The organism is Pseudoalteromonas piscicida (assembly GCF_002744175.1).
Taxonomy (GTDB): Bacteria; Pseudomonadota; Gammaproteobacteria; order Enterobacterales; family Alteromonadaceae; genus Pseudoalteromonas; species Pseudoalteromonas piscicida_B.
The window spans coordinates 1-17,072 of record NZ_NKHF01000061.1; the positions used below are offsets into that span (position 1 = coordinate 1).

The following is a 17,072-nucleotide window of genomic DNA, read 5'->3' on the forward strand; positions in this document are numbered from 1 at the left end:
GCACCGAGGTAGGGGCTGCTTTACGCAGCGATCTGTAAAAACAAAACGGTTCGGCGGGTAAACCACCTCCTACCAAACGGTTTGCACCGAGGTAGGCGCTGCTTCACGCAGCGATCTGTAAAAACAAAACTGCTCGGCGGGTAAACCACCTCCTACCAAACGGGTTTATACTTGAGCAGGCGCTGCTTTACATAGCGATTAATCAGCATAAGGATAATGCACGTGGCGCTGTTCTTGTAATTTCATGCCCAAATATTCAAAGGTGCTCACCAGCATCTCGGTAAATGGGGCTGGGGCTTTTTCTTGGCATGAGGTGGACAAGATAGAAAACTGCTTTTCGCGCAGCGCTCTAAGTTCAGGCTTTAGCGCTTCAATGTCCATAAAGTCGGTTATTCTGTCGATAAAAGCCTTCATTCTGGGGGTTACTGCATACCAATAAACGGGGGATGCAAAAATAATGTGTTCAAAACCCAGTACCCATCTAAACAGGTTCACAAAGTCATCATCACTATGAGAGTGTTTGTAGCAATATTCGCCGATTTTATATCGGTCTAAATAGATAAGCTCAGCTTTTTTCTCCTGCGCCAGTGCCTTTGCAGATTGGTAGGTATTTCCATTGGGGTTTGAGCTTGAGTAAATAACGACTGTTTTCATAATGGTCAATTCCAGTTGCACTATTAATAAATTGGGTGCTACTGTAAAACCTCACCTTAAGTTAAGGTAAAGCACTATTTTATGAAAACTGAAAAAAATTTAAGAGATGAACCAAACCTGAGTGTCGGTAAAGTTGCTCAAAGAGCGGATGTTGCGGTTTCTGCACTGCACTTTTATGAAAACAAAGGGCTTATTCGCAGTTGGCGCAACAATGGCAATCAACGCCGCTATAAAAAGGACGTACTGCGCCGTATCGCCATTATTAAAGCAGGCCAAAAAATGGGGGTAACCCTCGGAGAAATAAAAGAAACATTAGACACCCTACCCGACTCAAGAACACCGACCAAAGCAGACTGGGCTAAGCTTTCTAAAACTTGGCAAGCTAAGTTGGACGAAAAAATAGCCTACATGCAGCGCCTTAGAAACTATGTTGACGGCTGCATTGGCTGTGGCTGTTTGTCGATGAAGTCATGTCCTATTTACAACCCCGATGACATCGTAGCTAAAGAAGCAAACGGCGCGGTGTGGTTGGATGAGCCAGACAAAGCAAATAAAGCAAAATCTTGTTATGATAGCGAAAACCAATAAATAGGACACCATAATGAAAAAGACTGCCTTGTGCATGGCGCTGGCCATGGCAATGGGCCTAACTGGCTGCTCACTTTCGTCTTCGTCTGTCGAGACGACGCCATCCGCTTCACAGCAAACCGTAGCAACGAATGCGCAATTTGCCGAATTTTCTCAGCAGTTTATTAATGACCTATGGCAGCAATATCCAGAAGCGTCACTATGGGCCGGATATGGTAAGTACGATGATATAATTACAATCCCAACCCAAGCGACTCGAGACGCCAGCGTCGCATTTTCTAAGGCGCAATTAGCCAAGCTGCAGCAGTTCGATCTTGCTGACTTAAGCAATAGCCAAAAAATCGACTACCACTTAATTGAAAACCGCCTAAAGCGAGATATTTGGCATGTTGAAACATTCAAAAGCTGGCAATGGAACCCGTCTAATTACAATGTTTCGTATGGTTTCGCGACCATTTTAAACAGCCGCTTTAAAAGTGATGACGAGAAGCTAAAACTGGTGTTACAACGCCTTCAATATGTACCCGCCTATTATGAAGCAGCACAAAACAACATTAGCAATCCAACCCTTGAATACACGCAACTTGCCATTGCCCAAAACCAAGGTGCATTTAGTGTTTTAAACGATGAGCTACTTGATAAGCTCGTGACTTCATTGCTAACAGCAGAAGAAAAAGCCTTGTTCAAACAACGTTTTTCGGCAGCTAAATCGGCCATCAATGGATACGTATCGTACCTTAGCAATCTTGAAAAAGAGTTAAGCGAAAACGGGAATGCACGTTCGTTCAGGATTGGTGAAAAACGCTACGAAGAGAAGTTTGCTTTTGATATTCAATCTGGCTATACCGCAAAGCAAATGTATCAAAAAGCGCTGGCTGATAAGGCGAGAGTGACAGAGGAAATGGTGAAGATCACCGATGAACTTTGGCCAAAGTACTTTGCAGACGAACCACGTCCTAACTCTGACATTGATGCGATCGCCACGCTTATTAAGCACCTTTCCGTAAAACACGTAAAACGCGAAGACTTTGTCAGCGAGATCAAAGCGCAAATTCCAGAACTTGAAAAATTTGTGATGGAAAAGGATCTCATCACGCTAGACCCTGAAAAGCCGCTGGTTGTTCGCGAAACGCCAGAATATATGCGTGGCTTTGCTGGCGCTTCAATTAGCGCGCCTGGTCCATACGACAAAAAAGAAAACACCTATTATAACGTATCTCCGCTGGATTCCATGAGCGATGAACAAGCGGAGTCGTACTTACGTGAATACAACCACTGGATCTTACAGATCCTAAACATTCACGAAGCGGTGCCTGGCCACTACACACAGCTAGTTTATTCTAACGAATCTCCGTCTTTAGTAAAAAGCATCCTAAGCAATGGCGCGATGATTGAAGGTTGGGCAGTATATACTGAGCGCATGATGCTAGAAGAAGGCTACGGCAATTTTGAGCCTGAAATGTGGTTAATGTACTACAAGTGGAATTTACGGGTGATCTGTAACACGATTCTAGACTACGGCATCCAAGTAAAAGGAATAAGCAAAGAAGAAGGCTTAGATCTGCTCATGAATGGTGCTTTCCAAGAGCGCGCAGAAGCCGAAGGTAAATGGCGTCGCGCAACATTAAGCCAAGTACAGTTAACTAGCTATTACTCGGGCTACCGTGAAATTTACGACTTCCGAGAAAAACAAAAACAAAAGCTTGGTGAGAAATTTGACCTAAAAGCATTTCACGAAGAATTCTTAAGCTTTGGTAGTGCTCCGGTGAAATATATTCGTCAGTTAATGGCAAAGTAAAATTATAATGCCGGCTTCTAGGCCGGCATTATTGTTGATAAATACTTATCTCACCATTTAAACGATGAGATAAGTTGTCGGCTTACAGGCCAAGCTACTTCACTATCTTCATTTCATCTAGCAGGTTTTGTGCATTATCAACCTTGTCCATTACCCACAACATGTAGCGCGAGTCGACATGAATTGAACGGTTCAGGTTTTTATCGTAGTCCCAGTCACCAATAATGCTTTCATACACACCGTCAAACAGTAAACCTACTAACTCCGCTTTACCGTTTAAGGTCGGTGAACCCGAGTTACCGCCTGTAGTATCTACGTTAGAAAGGAAGTTCACCGGTACTGTATTCATACCACCTGTGTATTGACCGTATACTTTTTCACGGATCAATTGCTGTTGCTTTTTCGGTGCGTTAAACGGTTCAACATCGGTATTTTTAGCCAGTAACCCTTCAAGCGAAGTAAATGGCGTTGCCACTAAACCATCTTGTGGTGAATAGCCGCCAACCGTACCGTAAGTAACACGCAATGTGCTGTTAGCGTCTGCGTACACTGGCTTGTTTTGCGACTTGTTGTAAGCAATGATAGCTTCCATCAACGCTGGACGTGCAGACTGTTGTTTACCAGCGAGCTCTTTTTCTTCATCTTCGATTTGCTTCATTACTGCAAAAATCGCTTTTGCATATTGAATGAATGGATCACTGCTTTGATTTAACTGATCAAGTTCTAAATCTAGCATCCAAAGGCGAGCTTTTTCATCAGCAAGTTTAGAATTAGCGTACATCTGATCTAGCAACGCTTGATGTTTTGCTTTGTTGAAGCCGTTTTCAAGCTGTAGCTGTTTATCTACTTCGGCTAAACGCGCTTCTTTTGGTAAGGCTGCGTATAGCTCCATAAAGTAAAGCATAATCGCTTTATCCACCGCCTCATCATAACGACGCGTCATACGCTGAAGTCCAGCTTTTATTTTTGGTAAGTCACGGTCTTGGTAGCCGCTTTCACGCTCTGCATCTGGCTTTTGTTTTTCAACGGCCAAACGATACAGCTTACGCGCGGTCGATACCATTTGTGAGCGGTGAATATAGCCTACCATCATGTCGCGCTTATAATGAGCTTGTGATTGTGCCACCAGCTCGCTTAGCTCATTAAGCACATCACCATATTTTGCTTTACGGTCTGCATCAGCATTGATCCATGCGCTTAGGTCACGCTCAAACTGCTGTTTGCGACTGTACATGCTGCCCTTTTTGAAGCTCTCAATCATTGAACCAAAGTTCTTGATGTAGTTGTTATAACCTGCAATCGTGCTTTCATACGCGATACGAGCTTGCGAACCTTCTGGCGCATTTTCTTCGATCAGCTCCACATATTTTGAATTATGCTTGCGCACCATTGGGTAAACCGTGTTAAACACATAGTCTACTTCAGAGGCGATACGATAGCGGTTAGTGCGGCCTGGGTAACCCGTAACCATAACAAAATCACCTTCTTGTACACCCTTAGCACTGACGCTTAGGAATGACTCTGGGTTGTATGGTACGTTATCTTTAGAAAACTCTGCAGGCTTGCCATCTTTACCTACATAAGCACGGTAAAATGCAAAGTCACCGGTATGACGTGGCCACATCCAGTTGTCGATGTCTCCACCGTATTTACCCACGCCCATCGCTGGCGTGTAGGCTAAACGTACATCTTTAATTTCCAAAGATTTAATAAGGTAGTATTCCAGTCCACCGTGAAAGGTGTATACGTTACAACGGTAGCTTTCGTCTTGCTCACACTCGGCAACAAGTTGTTTGCGTTTGCTGTCAATAGCGTCGAAACGTGCTTTACCAGTAAGCGAATCAGCCCCTGCATTGACTTTGTCTGTTACGTTAGACACTTCTTTTGTCACATAAATGCGCGAGCCTGGCGCTGCTGGTAGATCTTCACTTGGTTTTTTCGCCAAAAAACCATTTTCAAGAATATTATTATCTGTTGTCGAATTGTACTGAATAGAGCCATACGCACAGTGGTGATTTGTAACAACCAAGCCTTTAGGAGAAACGAACGACGCCGTACAACCGCCTAAGCTAATCACCGCATTCATCGGAAACTCGGTGAGTTTAGAAATTGACTTAGGGTCAATTTCCAGTCCTTTAGATTTTAAAATAGATTCAAGCTCAGGTAATTGATGTGGTTGCCACATACCTTCATCGGCAGCAACATACTGAGAAAAGGCCAACACCATGGCCGCGGAGATAGCTTTAAAACGCATATTCCAATCCTAAATGTTATATTATTTTAATTACGGCCAATAATGTGACCTAAGATCGCGCCAAATAGCAATTTATTTCGGTAAAATTCGATAAACGGATGTAAACAACTGAGCTAAGAAACTACACTGAGACTGACTTATTGCTTTTTATCGTCCACATCGACATTCAATGACTAAGGTACAGCCACCTTAATGGTAACTAACCTGAACTATTGTTAAGCAATACGGCATGCCATGGTGTTTTTGCATCAGCCCAAGTGTCACCAGAATATATGAGTTAACCAAACTTTTTGCATCATTTGCCCCCCATAAATGTTAGGATCGCCGCAATTGTCAGTAATGAGTCAAATTTATGCTTTCGTGTAACAACATCACTATGCAGTTTGGTGCAAAGCCACTGTTTGAGAATATTTCCGTTAAGTTTGGTGACGGCAACCGCTACGGCCTTATAGGTGCTAACGGCTGTGGTAAATCAACCTTTATGAAAATCCTAAGCAAAGAGCTTGAGCCAAGTGCCGGTAACGTCAATTACGATCCAAATGAGCGTATTGCTAAGCTAAACCAGGATCAGTTCGCCTACGAGCAATATACGGTTGTTGATACCGTGATCATGGGTCATAAAGAACTGTGGGAAATCAAACAAGAGCGCGATCGCATTTACTCATTACCAGAAATGAGCGAAGAAGAAGGCATGCGTGTTGCCGACCTTGAAACACAATTTGCTGAAATGGATGGTTATTCCGCAGAAGCAAAAGCCGGTGAATTGCTGCTAGGTGTTGGTATTCCAACCGAGCAACATTATGGCTTGATGTCAGAAGTAGCACCGGGTTGGAAACTACGTGTGCTACTTGCACAGGTATTATTTGCAGAGCCAGACATCATGCTCCTAGACGAACCAACCAACAACTTGGATATCTATACCATTAAATGGTTGGAAGACGTTTTGAACCAGCGTGATTGTACTATGATTATCATCTCGCACGACCGTCATTTCTTAAACTCTGTATGTACACATATGGCGGATATCGACTATGGCGACCTGCGTATTTACTCAGGTAATTACGACGAATACATGTTTGCAGCAACACAAGCTCGTGAACGCTTATTGTCAGACAACGCCAAGAAAAAGGCACAAATTGCTGAACTACAGCAGTTCGTTTCACGCTTCTCTGCAAACGCCTCAAAAGCCAAGCAAGCAACCTCTCGTGCTAAGCAAATTGACAAGATCCAACTGGAAGAAGTTAAAGCGTCTAGCCGTCAAAACCCGTTTATTCGCTTTGAACAGGAAAAGCCATTATTCCGTAATGCACTTGAACTGGTGTCCTTATCTCAAGGTTATGACGAAACACTATTTTCAAACCTAAACGGCCTCGTTGAAGTAGGCGAAAAGGTCGCGATTATAGGTGAAAACGGCGTAGGTAAAACTACCCTACTCAATACCCTTGCAGGTCGCAAAGCGCCAATGTCTGGAGAGTATAAATGGTCAGAAAATGCCAACATCGGCTATTACGCACAAGACCATGCCGATGAATTCGAAAAAGACCTCGACTTATTCCAATGGATGGAACAATGGCAACAACCTGGTGATGATGAACAAGTTGTACGTGGCTTTTTGGGCCGTATGTTGTTCTCACAGAACGATATCAAAAAGTCAGTTAAGGTGATTTCAGGTGGTGAGCAAGGCCGAATGCTATTCGGTAAAATAATGATGCATAAGCCAAACATCTTATTAATGGATGAGCCTACTAACCACATGGATATGGAATCTATCGAGTCTTTGAATTTGGCCCTTGAGCAATATGAAGGCACCGTGTTCTTCGTCTCTCACGATCGCCAATTTGTATCATCACTCGCTACTCGTATTTGGGAAATCAAAGATGGCCAGATCATCGACTTCCATGGTACTTATGATGAGTATCTAGCGAAGAAAGCGGCTGAAGCCGTATAACCTTGACGAGATAACAAGGCTCGGGCCAAGTTTCGGCTCGAGCAAATTAGTAAAGCTTGTTTTGCAAACGAAACAAGCTTTATCATTTCCCAACATTGTGTAATAAACTTTTCAACACGCTCTCAAGATAGTCTGGTTCTGGAAATAAAGACTTGGTGTACAGCCAATTTCTTTTTGGGCCCAATGTAAAGGTGCCTGTTCTTACTTTATATCCAGGGTTAACATGATATGCTTTCGCATCAAGTATCGCCTTAACGTCACTGATGGACAAAGTCCATTGATGGCCACCTTTTCCTTCCCTAGTGTCTTCCAAATGACACTCTAATCCTTGAGGGGTCACTTTGAGTGTGGTTTTTTGTTTTGAGGTTTTAAAAACCAGTGTCTCCGTTAATTTCTCATCCGCAGATTCATCCACTTCTGAGCTCGGTTCAGACTCATCTTCTTGTTCCGGTGGCTTTAAATAGGTTTGATAAGCTAAATAAGCGGTAATTACTGCGGTAGTCGCTGTTACTATTTGCGTTGTAGCCGAAATAAATTTTAATGGATCCATATTACAGTCCCTTATTTTCACCTTGTGAGCATAGTGATGATAATAGCTGTGAGTATAGCCAGCGGTTGTGATATCGCGAATAAATGAGGGAGATCAAAAAGCACAGCAATATAAAAGAGCAAATAATAGACAAAATGTAAGCTTTACTGTTAGGGTAGGTCTGCCAGAATTCTTAGCATTAAAAAAGGATCAACTATGGAACGTTTACAGAATATGTATTCAATAATGCTGCTGTCTAAGCTCAAAGCAAGCTTTCCAGAATCCTGCGATATCAACCACCATACTTTTTCATTCCCTAATGTAGATCAGCAATTACTTGAAGATGTTGTGACTACTCACCTCAATGAAGGCCTAATCCAATTAAATGGCCAAAATCAATATAGCCTTACTGCAAAAGCCGCCACACTGTTAGGTGATCAGGAGTAAGCATATATAAAACCAGTAGCAAAAAATAAGCGCACCGAAGTGCGCTTCCAAGTTATTAACCTGAGATCAGGTTAACTAGGGACGGAGGTGCGCTTTTGCACCGATAACCAATCTAGATTGATTATTTTTTAACTCTGCGCCTAAAGCCTATAGCACCGGCAAGTAACATGAGGCCAGCAAACATCGAACCACCAGACGAATCAGAATCCGTCGAAGGCTGGTCTGGTTCTTGATCAATCAGCGTATTTGCCTTTGGATTTAACCCCTGTGCTGAGTTTGGATCATCATCAAGCACAGTGATCGCATTAAGCGTCACAAAATTTGCAGCTCCTGGGTCGGTCTCGCTGTCTTTACACTGATCTTCAGTGAAATTAACCAGTGGCACATTACCACAACGAGGGATCGCAGCAATGGCTTCAAGTACTTCCATACCATCACCAATCACTTGACCAAAAACGGTGTAACCGCCGTTTTCCTTGTCTAGGTTACTGCTGTTATCTTCTAGATTAATAAACCACTGGCTTGTTGCGCTATCAGGCTTATATGCAACTTTGGCCATCGCAATGGTGCCTTTGACATTTGACCACTCAGGCTCGTTTTTTACCGCACTATATGTCTCAATTGGGTCAAGCGGTACATCGCCTTCGTATTTAAATCCACCACCTTGTACTACGAACTCAGGGATAACACGATGGATAACGGTTTCTGAGTAGCGCTCATTATTCACATACTGCAAAAAGTTTTCTACTGTTTTCGGTGTACTTTCATCAAATAAGTTAACTTGAAAGCTTCCTTGGGAAGTCTGAAACTCAACGATAGTTGCATTGGCTGCAAAGCTACCTAATAAGGTTGACGCGAGCCATAGAGCGTTTAGCTTGAACATACTTTACCACTTAACTATTTTACTTTTGTTTGCGAACTAGAATAAAAATTAATTTTTAACTCGGCTAGCAATTCATTGTCAGCGGTAACAATTAAGAACATTTGCAGACCTAGATTTACAAATACGGGTTATATCTCCACCACCTCTTGAGTAAGTTTTAACCAAACAAACTCATTTTGACGCATAACTCCTCGGAGTAGACGGTTTATACATGCAACACTTCGTCATTTTTTATATGATGCGCCCGATTATAATTCTAAATCCAGGACAACAAGTTTATGAGTAACACCTCTGAAGCCACGATGGAGATGAATTCCGTCACTAATGGCCGCTGGACACAACACGATACCCATTGGGTACTCAGTTTATTTGGCACCGCAGTCGGTGCAGGGATCTTATTCTTACCTATTAATATTGGGATTGGCGGATTCTGGCCACTGGTAATTATGACCGTCCTCGCTTTCCCGATGACGTTTTTAGCACACCGAGGGTTAGCCCGTTTTGTGTTGTCTTCAAAGCAAAAAGACGCAGACTTTACCGATGTAGTAGAAGAACATTTTGGTGCCGGCGCAGGTCGACTTATTTCCCTACTCTATTTTTTCTCTATTTTTCCTATCTTGCTTATTTATGGGGTTGGCCTGACCAACACCGTAGACAGTTTTATTGTTAATCAACTGGGCTTGGAGTCACCTTCACGGATCTTACTTTCAGGTTTGCTGGTCGCAGGCATGATAGCCATTATGTTAGGTGGAGAAAAACTGTTACTTCGTGCATTCGCTATTTTGGTTTATCCACTCGTTGGTGTATTGCTGTTTTTATCGCTTTATTTAGTCCCTAACTGGCAAATGCCAGTGGTCAGCACCCCAGACGTTGCTAGTTTAACGGAGCTACTATGGTTGTCAGTTCCTATCGTGGTATTTTCGTTTAGCCACGCAGCTGCAATCTCAAGCTTTGCCAATGTACAGCGTCGCCACTACAAGAGCGAAGCTGTACAAAAGTCTGAGGCTATTTTGCGTACCACTTCAATCATGTTGATTGTCTTTGTATTGTTGTTTGTTTTTTCTTGCGTATTCTCATTAACGCCTGAGCAAATGGAAGCCGCAAAAGAATCAAACGTTTCTGTGCTGTCGTATTTAGCAAACGTTTATAACAATCCATTTATTGCCATGCTTGGGCCTCTCGTTGCGTTTATTGCCATTACCTCATCTTTCTTGGGGCATTTCCTAGGTGCACGTGAAAGCTTTAACGGCCTTGCAACTAAACAAACGAAGATGAGCTACAAACTTGCAGACAAAGCGGGTATCGCCTTTATGTTTGTGGCTATCTGGATTTGTTCGGTACTAAACCCAAGTATTCTAGATATGATGGGTGCAATTTCCGGCCCTATTATTGCGATGATCTTGTTTATCATGCCGACCATTGCGGTATTTAAAGTACCAGCACTACAACAGTACAAAAACCACGTTGGCACCTACTTTGTGTTGATTGTAGGACTACTCGCAGTTTCTGCTCTATTGTACAACCTAAGCTTTGGATAAATTATAAAGCTCACGGTTTGGGAGGCATCGCCTCCCTCTTTCCTTATCTCCTTGGTAGTTCAACGCAAATTATGGTAGTTTTCAGTGTCTTAAAATGAATACTACGACTGAATGATGAACTTTGACTTTCCGCCATCTATTAACGAAGAAATTGCAGCCTTAACAAAACAAGTGCATGCCCTACCAGAGCAAGAACAAACCTTACTCACGCTCTTGGCGGTTGTCTATAAGCCGGTTTCGGCTATTAAACTTAAACGCCTAGTACAAGCGCTCATAGCAAAAGAAGTCATTACAAGTAGTAACCTTGAGCCAGACTTAAACCTTAGCCATGCTCAGATCATGAAGTGGCGCGCCGACGGTTTGGTCACCTTCAATGAAGATGGCGTACAGATCAACCTAAAACTCGCCACCAGTTTGAGTCAAAAAGTGATGGCTGACGGACAATTCTTAGCCATACTTAATGCCGCTGAAGAGTTTATGCCAGTGCTTAATGCGTATGAATGGGAAAGGCAATTTGCCGACGAACAGCGGCTCATTCGAGACTTTTTATTTATTAACCAATTGCCCAAGGCACGCGCTCAACTGGGGTTTAGTAAGGACCCTCAAGCGGTCTGTTATAAAACCAACCAAGTATTGCTACCGCTTTATTTTTATCCGTTCTCACTAGAAACCTTTGTCACGCTCCCAGAAGATTTGCAGTACCAAGCCTTTGCAACTTTGTTCTACACCTTGCTACAAAATGGCCAGAGTATAACTTTTGCCCTAGCAACGCTGACACAGGTAGAGGCCAAAACAAAAAGCCCAACATTGACTGCACTACTAGCGGAATACCAGCTTTATACTTTACAGCTAGAAGCCGCGCAGGCATTAGTCGCTAATGACCACAACAGCTACGGATTACAGCTCACCGCAGCGATTGCTTTTTTACAGCAAAGTGGCGATATCATCAGTCGATTTGAAGCAGCCCTAAAGGCCAAACACAAAATCAGTAAACGTAAAAAACAATACTTGGCAAGAACGCTTGGATTGTTTCACAAGCTGGCACTACTGCAGCAAGCTAATGGCAAAGACTCGGCGCTCTTTGAAACGCTATCACTACAATTAGAGTATGAGAACCAAGATAACAAAGCCCCCTACAGCAATTACTTTGCCAATAACGTCCTACTCTATTGCAGTGAAAGTTTATCGCAGAACACTCCTTATAGTAGCGCACATTTAAATTATTCAGTTCTGAAAAAGTCGCACTATTTTGATTATTATATTGGCCGCTTGCTAGACTGCTTTGCACACTTTTGGTGTAACAAAACCTTAGATGCAACCGTTTTAGAACACCTAGACGATTGCATCTTAGCCTTTGAGCAGCTTTCAATGCCACTTTTTACGGCGCTTGCAAAACAGCTACTCCGCGCTCAACATGGCGAGTTTTACCCGCTGGCAAGTAATATAGAATTCAATTTCAGTGCGCTGGTCACTAAAAAGTCACCGTGGGACCTTGCACTCGATAAACTCATTGCACTGAGCCCAACTAGTCACACCGACCAAGCTGGGGATGAACAATATCGACTGATCTGGCAACTACGACAAGGGCGTTTTGATGTTGAATTTTTAGCGCGAGAACAAAAGCGCGGCAAAACTGGTTGGGGGAAAGGTAAACCTTTAGCATGCAAAAAACTAAAACAACACCCTGAGCACTTTAGTTACATCAGCCAATCAGATAAGAAACTCATCGATGCAATTGCTTTACAGTCTGGCTATGGCTACAGCGGTAAATCTGATTACATGCTTGCGGGTCTACCTGCGCTAAAAGCCGCAGTTGGCGCAACAAACTTGTATCATGAAGATGATTTAACACAACCTATCACCATTGCCGAGCAGTCACCTGAACTACACATCCGCCAACACGGTGACGACCTATTGCTTTCTATTCCCAACCTGCCGAGTTACTTTGGACAGGCACAAACCTATTCGTTTATCCAGCAAACCGAGCACCACTATGAGTTTATTGTGTTTAACCAATCACATTTGCAGGTGGCCGAGATTATTGGAGAGTCTGGGTTAACAGTGCCCGTTAGTGCCAAACAAAAAGTGCTGTCGAGCATTAAAGCCATTGCCCCTTACCTCAATGTACAGTCCGATTTAGCCGATATTGATACAGGCCTTGACGCTATTGAGGCACAATCAGCGCTGGTCATTAATATTCAGCCTTACCACCAAGGTCTAGACTATCACTGCGTGGTGATGCCATTTGGTGAAAAAGGCCCTGTCTTCCACCCCGGTCACGGTATCGCAACGGTTAGTGCTGAGATTGACGGCAAGCGTTTGTCTACCACTCGAGATCTGCTTCTCGAGCAGCAACGACTCGACGAGCTTGATACTCATTGTCCACTATTTTTAGAAATGATTGATAATCGCCTCAGCTTAGCCCAAATGGATGAAGCACTGGAGGTATTGCAAGAACTTGAGACGGTGATTAATCAAGACCCTTGCCCTATGCCCATTAAACTAAGATGGCCCAAAGGCAAAAAGGTAAAACTCAGTAACAAACTCGAAAGCCAACACCTACAGCTTGCCATGAGCAAGAAAAACGAATGGTTTGATATGACCGGTGAGCTGCAAGTAAGCAACGACCAAGTTATTGAGCTTAAAGCGCTACTCAAAATGGTAGCCACCAGCAACGGGCGCTTTATTGCACTCGATAGCGAGCAGGTAGTTGCCCTATCTAGCGAGCTTAAGTCACAACTCGACCAGCTCAATCATGCCACCGAGGGCGGAAAGTTCCACCCCCTTGCTGCGCCATTAATTGCTGAGGCCACCACTGGCATGCGGATGAAAACCTTGCCGGCCTGGGAAGAGCAAAACGAAAAAATGCAGCAAGCTGTTGCAATAACGCCTGTGCTTCCGTCGACATTGCAAGCCGAACTACGCGACTATCAACAAGCAGGGTTTGACTGGGCTATGCGGTTGGCGCATTGGGGCGCCGGTGCTTGCCTTGCCGATGACATGGGGCTGGGCAAGACAATTCAGGCGTTAGCAATCATACTGGCCCGTGCGAATGTAGGCCCTACTTTAGTTATTGCGCCAACCTCGGTGTGTTTCAACTGGCAGCAAGAAATCCAAAAGTTTGCACCCACTTTATCGGTAAAAGTGTTTGCCGACTTTCCAAACTCAGCAGCCAGAGCCGAGATGCTTAGTAACCTCCAACCATTGGACTGCGTTATCTTAAGCTACGGTTTGTTGCAACGTGAAGTCGACATTTTAAAACCTATTGCATTTGAAACCATTGTTGCCGATGAAGCACAAGCGCTAAAAAACCCGCTTGCGAAGCGGACTCAAGCTGCATGCGCGCTCAAGGGCAAGTTCAAACTCATTACCACAGGCACGCCAATCGAAAACAATCTCACTGAGCTGTGGTCACTCTTTCGCTTTGTAAATCCTGGGTTACTTGGCAACCTGAAACGCTTTAGCGAAAAGTTTTCTGCCCCCATTGAAAATGCCAATGAAGACAAAATTGCGGCGCACCGAGCTCGTAAGGGGCTCAAACATCTGATCCAACCCTTTATTTTGCGTCGTATGAAACATCAAGTATTAACCGAGCTGCCACCGCGTACCGAGATCAATGTGCCTATTCAATTGAGCCAAGAAGAGCAAACCTTTTACGAAGCCCTTAGGCAAAATGCCATTGATGAAATCTCTCAATCGACGCAGCAAGACAGTGCTAATGAACAACGCTTTAAAATGTTGGCGGCGCTCACTCGTTTACGCCAAGCCTGCTGTCATCCAAAGCTGCTGATGGCAGAAAGCCAAATCGCCAGCGCTAAATTGGCTGCCTTGGATGAATTGCTAACGGAGTTTCAGGAAAATAACCACAAAGCACTTATTTTCAGTCAATTTGTTGGCCACTTACAGCTGATTAAAAGTCATCTTGAAAAACGCGGGATCCGCTTTCAATACCTTGATGGGAGTACTCCCGCCAAGGCACGGCAACAAGCAGTCAATGCCTTTCAAAAGGGAGACGGCGAGGTGTTTTTGATTAGCCTTAAAGCCGGTGGTTCTGGTCTTAACTTAACCGCAGCGGATTATGTTATTCATATGGATCCTTGGTGGAACCCTGCGGTTGAAGAGCAAGCCTCAGATCGCGTGCATCGCATGGGACAAACACGCCCGGTGACTATTTATCGCTTAATCGCCAAAGGCACCATAGAAGAGCAAATTGTTGAACTGCATCACCACAAAAAAGATCTTGCAGATCAACTGCTAGCCAACACCGATAAAGTGATGAAGCTAGACGTAAATGATGTACTTTCAATGCTTAAGGAGACGCTGTAGCGCAGATCTCAGGCGCTTTATGAGGCAACGACAACATTGAAAAGTAGTTCTGACCTAAGGCTATACGGCGAAAGGCGTTATCGTCAAGATCAGCGAGGATCCGGCTGTTGATGTCAACTTCCGCTTTATAATCAGCAAAACGTTTATTTTTGCTGGCAACAAAATCACTTCCTGGTAAAAACCGCTCGGCATGTGCATTTATAAAATCAACATACTGAGCTTTGATTTTTGGGTCGCTAAAATAGTAGTCGTATAAAATACGCCACGATAGATCTACTTTGAGGTTTGGATAGCGAGCAAACAGCCTCTTCATGGTGAGAATATGTAAATCTGGATCTATCTGGCTGAGCTCTTTCGCAATCCCCATGTGCATCCAGACAATCTCGTTATCTGGATAGCGCGTTAATACTTCCTCTAGTAAAGGTAAATAACGCAGTGGTGCCTCGTTGTTGCCTAAATCGGCATGTAATGCCAGCGGGATCTGCTGGTCTTTTAGTACTTGCATAAACGGTTGCCACTTGGCGATGGTGTCGCGGCTCACGGCATGATGACCATTGTCAAAGTGTGCTGCTTTGACTAAATTCACCTCCCCCATCCAACGGAATACATCGCCAAACTCGTCTTCAAGTAGGGCCATGTTGGTTAGAATGGTGTCTGGTCTATGAAGGTTGGCAAACGTCATTGATAAGGTTAAGTGTACCTTGTCTGCACCATACTTTAGATAGTTACTGGCGTTTTTAATATCATTTTGGATGCTCGGTGAAATCACCTGCGTGTAGCATCCTCGCTCACCAAAACACCCGGCTTTGCGTTCATAGGTTTGCCCTATCCCATAAACATTAACAAACATAACTCCCGCACGTTCAGCCCATGCAACAAGATCATTATAAGGCACTGCCTCCCCGCGAAAAGGCTGAAAATGATGATGTGCGTCAACGGCGAAATAATAAGGCTGAACCTGCCTGTTATAACACTGGTTATTCTCTGGGCTAAACATCGCTAAGCTGCGTGCACCAGTTGCCGACACGGTTTCGCACCCGGCTAAAAAAGCACACCAACATAAAGTAATAACACTTTGTTTTATGTTCATTTTTATAATTTAGCTTAGGTTATCTACCAAGGCACTTTACCACGAATAATATCTTTATACATGACCCAGTCTCCCATCAAACTATATAACGGATATTGAAACGTCGCAGGCTTGTTCTTTTCAAAAAAGAAGTGACCAACCCAAGCAAAACCGTAGCCTGCCACTGGCAGCAACCAAAGCAGCTCCCACTGCGCCGAAAAAATGCTATACACCAAGATCCCAAGTACCAAAGTAGAGCCAACAAAATGCAGTCGACGGCAGGTTTTATTCTTATGCTCAGCGAGATAATAGGGATAAAAGGATGAAAAAGAATTGAACTCTTTGTTATTGTTTTTAGTCATCTGTATATGCTATTCATTATTTGACCGTATTGCTCAGCATAGTGCAAAGCGATTACATTGGAAACCAAAAGGATTGAGCGTGGCAACAAGCTCTGAACAATTATGTTGAAACCTGTATTGATACTTTCCGCGGCCTTGCTGCTCCAAGCCTGTAATGACACCACTTCGACAATCAAATCGGAGGCCAATATGAACTCAGATAGTAACTTTCAATGTCGCTTAGCCAAAGGCAGTAACACCAGCATGAGCTTCCCTGTTGAATTTACTTTTACCAATGCCGGCCACAGCGAGGCAAAGTTTTTAATTTGGCATACCCCCTTTGAAGGATGGTGGAGCCAGTTTTTGATTGTTGAACAAAATGGTAAGACGTTGAATTACCAAGGCCCAATGGCCAAGCGCCTGACGCCCGAAGCAAACGAGTTTATGACGCTCGCCTCCGGACAAAGTAAAAGCGTGGAACTAGATTTAGCACTCGCCTACGAGATAAATACCGCCCAACCCATTTCAATCACCTATCATAATCAGCTCACCCACCCACAAGCATTAACCGCCACCTGTAGTAAAGAGCTGTAACCAAAAACCGCCTCATGAAGGATCTGCAACAGGAAGCCTATCTTGCTGGTAGGAGCGATTTCACATCGCGAGCTTTCCCAAAGCATCGCCGCATAAAGCGGCT

General features: G+C 43.8%; 13 protein-coding genes. 7 read left to right on the top strand and 6 right to left on the bottom strand.

What is annotated here, in order from left to right; all coding sequences use genetic code 11:
- Nucleotides 1-198: 198 nt before the first annotated feature.
- Nucleotides 199-654, bottom strand: a complete 456-nt coding sequence (locus tag CEX98_RS13445) for a flavodoxin family protein (protein ID WP_099642571.1) — start codon at nt 652-654, stop codon at nt 199-201.
- Between the two features lie 81 nt (nt 655-735).
- On the opposite strand from CEX98_RS13445, the gene soxR reads away from it, so the two are divergent.
- The gene (gene soxR / locus CEX98_RS13450) at nt 736-1,242 is read left to right on the top strand and encodes a redox-sensitive transcriptional activator SoxR (protein ID WP_099642572.1); all 507 of its coding nucleotides are present in this window, start codon (nt 736-738) and stop codon (nt 1,240-1,242) included.
- Between the two features lie 13 nt (nt 1,243-1,255).
- A complete protein-coding gene (locus CEX98_RS13455; protein ID WP_099642573.1) occupies nt 1,256-3,040 on the top strand; it encodes a DUF885 domain-containing protein in 1,785 nt (594 codons plus the stop codon).
- A 94-nt stretch (nt 3,041-3,134) separates the two neighbouring features.
- Here the strand turns inward: CEX98_RS13455 and CEX98_RS13460 are convergent, their stop codons facing one another.
- A complete protein-coding gene (locus CEX98_RS13460) occupies nt 3,135-5,294 on the bottom strand; it encodes a S46 family peptidase (protein WP_099642574.1) in 2,160 nt (719 codons plus the stop codon).
- Nucleotides 5,295-5,646: 352 nt separating this feature from the next.
- Here CEX98_RS13460 and CEX98_RS13465 point away from each other — a divergent pair, with 352 nt between their 5' ends.
- On the top strand, nt 5,647-7,242 hold the full coding sequence (locus CEX98_RS13465; protein WP_099642575.1) for an ABC-F family ATPase: 1,596 nt from the start codon (nt 5,647-5,649) through the stop codon (nt 7,240-7,242).
- A gap of 82 nt (nt 7,243-7,324) precedes the next feature.
- On the opposite strand, the gene CEX98_RS13470 is transcribed toward CEX98_RS13465, so the two are convergent.
- Nucleotides 7,325-7,792, bottom strand: coding sequence for a hypothetical protein (locus CEX98_RS13470; protein ID WP_099642576.1), 468 nt, complete (start codon nt 7,790-7,792; stop codon nt 7,325-7,327).
- Nucleotides 7,793-7,987: 195 nt separating this feature from the next.
- Here CEX98_RS13470 and CEX98_RS13475 point away from each other — a divergent pair, with 195 nt between their 5' ends.
- Nucleotides 7,988-8,218, top strand: coding sequence for a hypothetical protein (locus tag CEX98_RS13475; RefSeq protein WP_099642577.1), 231 nt, complete (start codon nt 7,988-7,990; stop codon nt 8,216-8,218).
- 121 nt (nt 8,219-8,339) lie between these two features.
- Here CEX98_RS13475 and CEX98_RS13480 read toward each other — a convergent pair whose 3' ends face one another.
- Complete coding sequence (locus CEX98_RS13480; RefSeq protein ID WP_099642578.1) at nt 8,340-9,101, bottom strand: peptidylprolyl isomerase; 762 nt, start codon at nt 9,099-9,101, stop codon at nt 8,340-8,342.
- A 278-nt stretch (nt 9,102-9,379) separates the two neighbouring features.
- Between CEX98_RS13480 and CEX98_RS13485 the strand changes: the two genes are divergently transcribed.
- Both CEX98_RS13485 and CEX98_RS13490 read left to right on the top strand, forming a co-directional pair.
- Nucleotides 9,380-10,639 (top strand): aromatic amino acid transport family protein, encoded by a 1,260-nt coding sequence (locus CEX98_RS13485; RefSeq protein ID WP_099642579.1) that lies wholly within the window; start codon nt 9,380-9,382, stop codon nt 10,637-10,639.
- Between the two features lie 114 nt (nt 10,640-10,753).
- The gene (locus CEX98_RS13490) at nt 10,754-14,965 is read left to right on the top strand and encodes a DEAD/DEAH box helicase (RefSeq protein WP_099642583.1); all 4,212 of its coding nucleotides are present in this window, start codon (nt 10,754-10,756) and stop codon (nt 14,963-14,965) included.
- Here the strand turns inward: CEX98_RS13490 and CEX98_RS13495 are convergent.
- Together CEX98_RS13495 and CEX98_RS13500 are read right to left on the bottom strand one after the other, a co-directional pair.
- Complete coding sequence (locus CEX98_RS13495; RefSeq protein WP_242441701.1) at nt 14,949-15,992, bottom strand: amidohydrolase family protein; 1,044 nt, start codon at nt 15,990-15,992, stop codon at nt 14,949-14,951. The two genes, CEX98_RS13490 and CEX98_RS13495, sit on opposite strands and share 17 nt — an antisense overlap.
- 86 nt (nt 15,993-16,078) lie before the next feature.
- Nucleotides 16,079-16,396 carry a DUF962 domain-containing protein gene (locus CEX98_RS13500; protein ID WP_099642581.1) on the bottom strand — a complete coding sequence of 106 codons (318 nt, stop codon included), beginning with the start codon at nt 16,394-16,396 and terminating at the stop codon, nt 16,079-16,081.
- Between the two features lie 189 nt (nt 16,397-16,585).
- On the opposite strand from CEX98_RS13500, the gene CEX98_RS13505 reads away from it, so the two are divergent.
- Nucleotides 16,586-16,969: a protease gene (locus CEX98_RS13505; protein ID WP_242441702.1), complete on the top strand. Its 384-nt coding sequence runs from the start codon at nt 16,586-16,588 to the stop codon at nt 16,967-16,969.
- Nucleotides 16,970-17,072: the final 103 nt, after the last annotated feature.

Excerpts from the sequence above, each read along its gene's own strand:
- CEX98_RS13470 (WP_099642576.1), bottom strand. The coding sequence starts at position 7,792 with ATGGATCCATTAAAATTTATTTCGGCTACAACGCAAATAGTAACAGCG.
- CEX98_RS13460 (WP_099642574.1), bottom strand. The coding sequence starts at position 5,294 with ATGCGTTTTAAAGCTATCTCCGCGGCCATGGTGTTGGCCTTTTCTCAG.
- CEX98_RS13445 (WP_099642571.1), bottom strand. The coding sequence starts at position 654 with ATGAAAACAGTCGTTATTTACTCAAGCTCAAACCCCAATGGAAATACC.
- CEX98_RS13465 (WP_099642575.1), top strand. The coding sequence starts at position 5,647 with ATGCTTTCGTGTAACAACATCACTATGCAGTTTGGTGCAAAGCCACTG.
- CEX98_RS13490 (WP_099642583.1), top strand. The coding sequence starts at position 10,754 with ATGAACTTTGACTTTCCGCCATCTATTAACGAAGAAATTGCAGCCTTA.
- soxR (WP_099642572.1), top strand. The coding sequence starts at position 736 with ATGAAAACTGAAAAAAATTTAAGAGATGAACCAAACCTGAGTGTCGGT.
- CEX98_RS13505 (WP_242441702.1), top strand. The coding sequence starts at position 16,586 with ATGAACTCAGATAGTAACTTTCAATGTCGCTTAGCCAAAGGCAGTAAC.
- CEX98_RS13500 (WP_099642581.1), bottom strand. The coding sequence starts at position 16,396 with ATGACTAAAAACAATAACAAAGAGTTCAATTCTTTTTCATCCTTTTAT.
- CEX98_RS13480 (WP_099642578.1), bottom strand. The coding sequence starts at position 9,101 with ATGTTCAAGCTAAACGCTCTATGGCTCGCGTCAACCTTATTAGGTAGC.
- CEX98_RS13475 (WP_099642577.1), top strand. The coding sequence starts at position 7,988 with ATGGAACGTTTACAGAATATGTATTCAATAATGCTGCTGTCTAAGCTC.
- CEX98_RS13485 (WP_099642579.1), top strand. The coding sequence starts at position 9,380 with ATGAGTAACACCTCTGAAGCCACGATGGAGATGAATTCCGTCACTAAT.
- CEX98_RS13455 (WP_099642573.1), top strand. The coding sequence starts at position 1,256 with ATGAAAAAGACTGCCTTGTGCATGGCGCTGGCCATGGCAATGGGCCTA.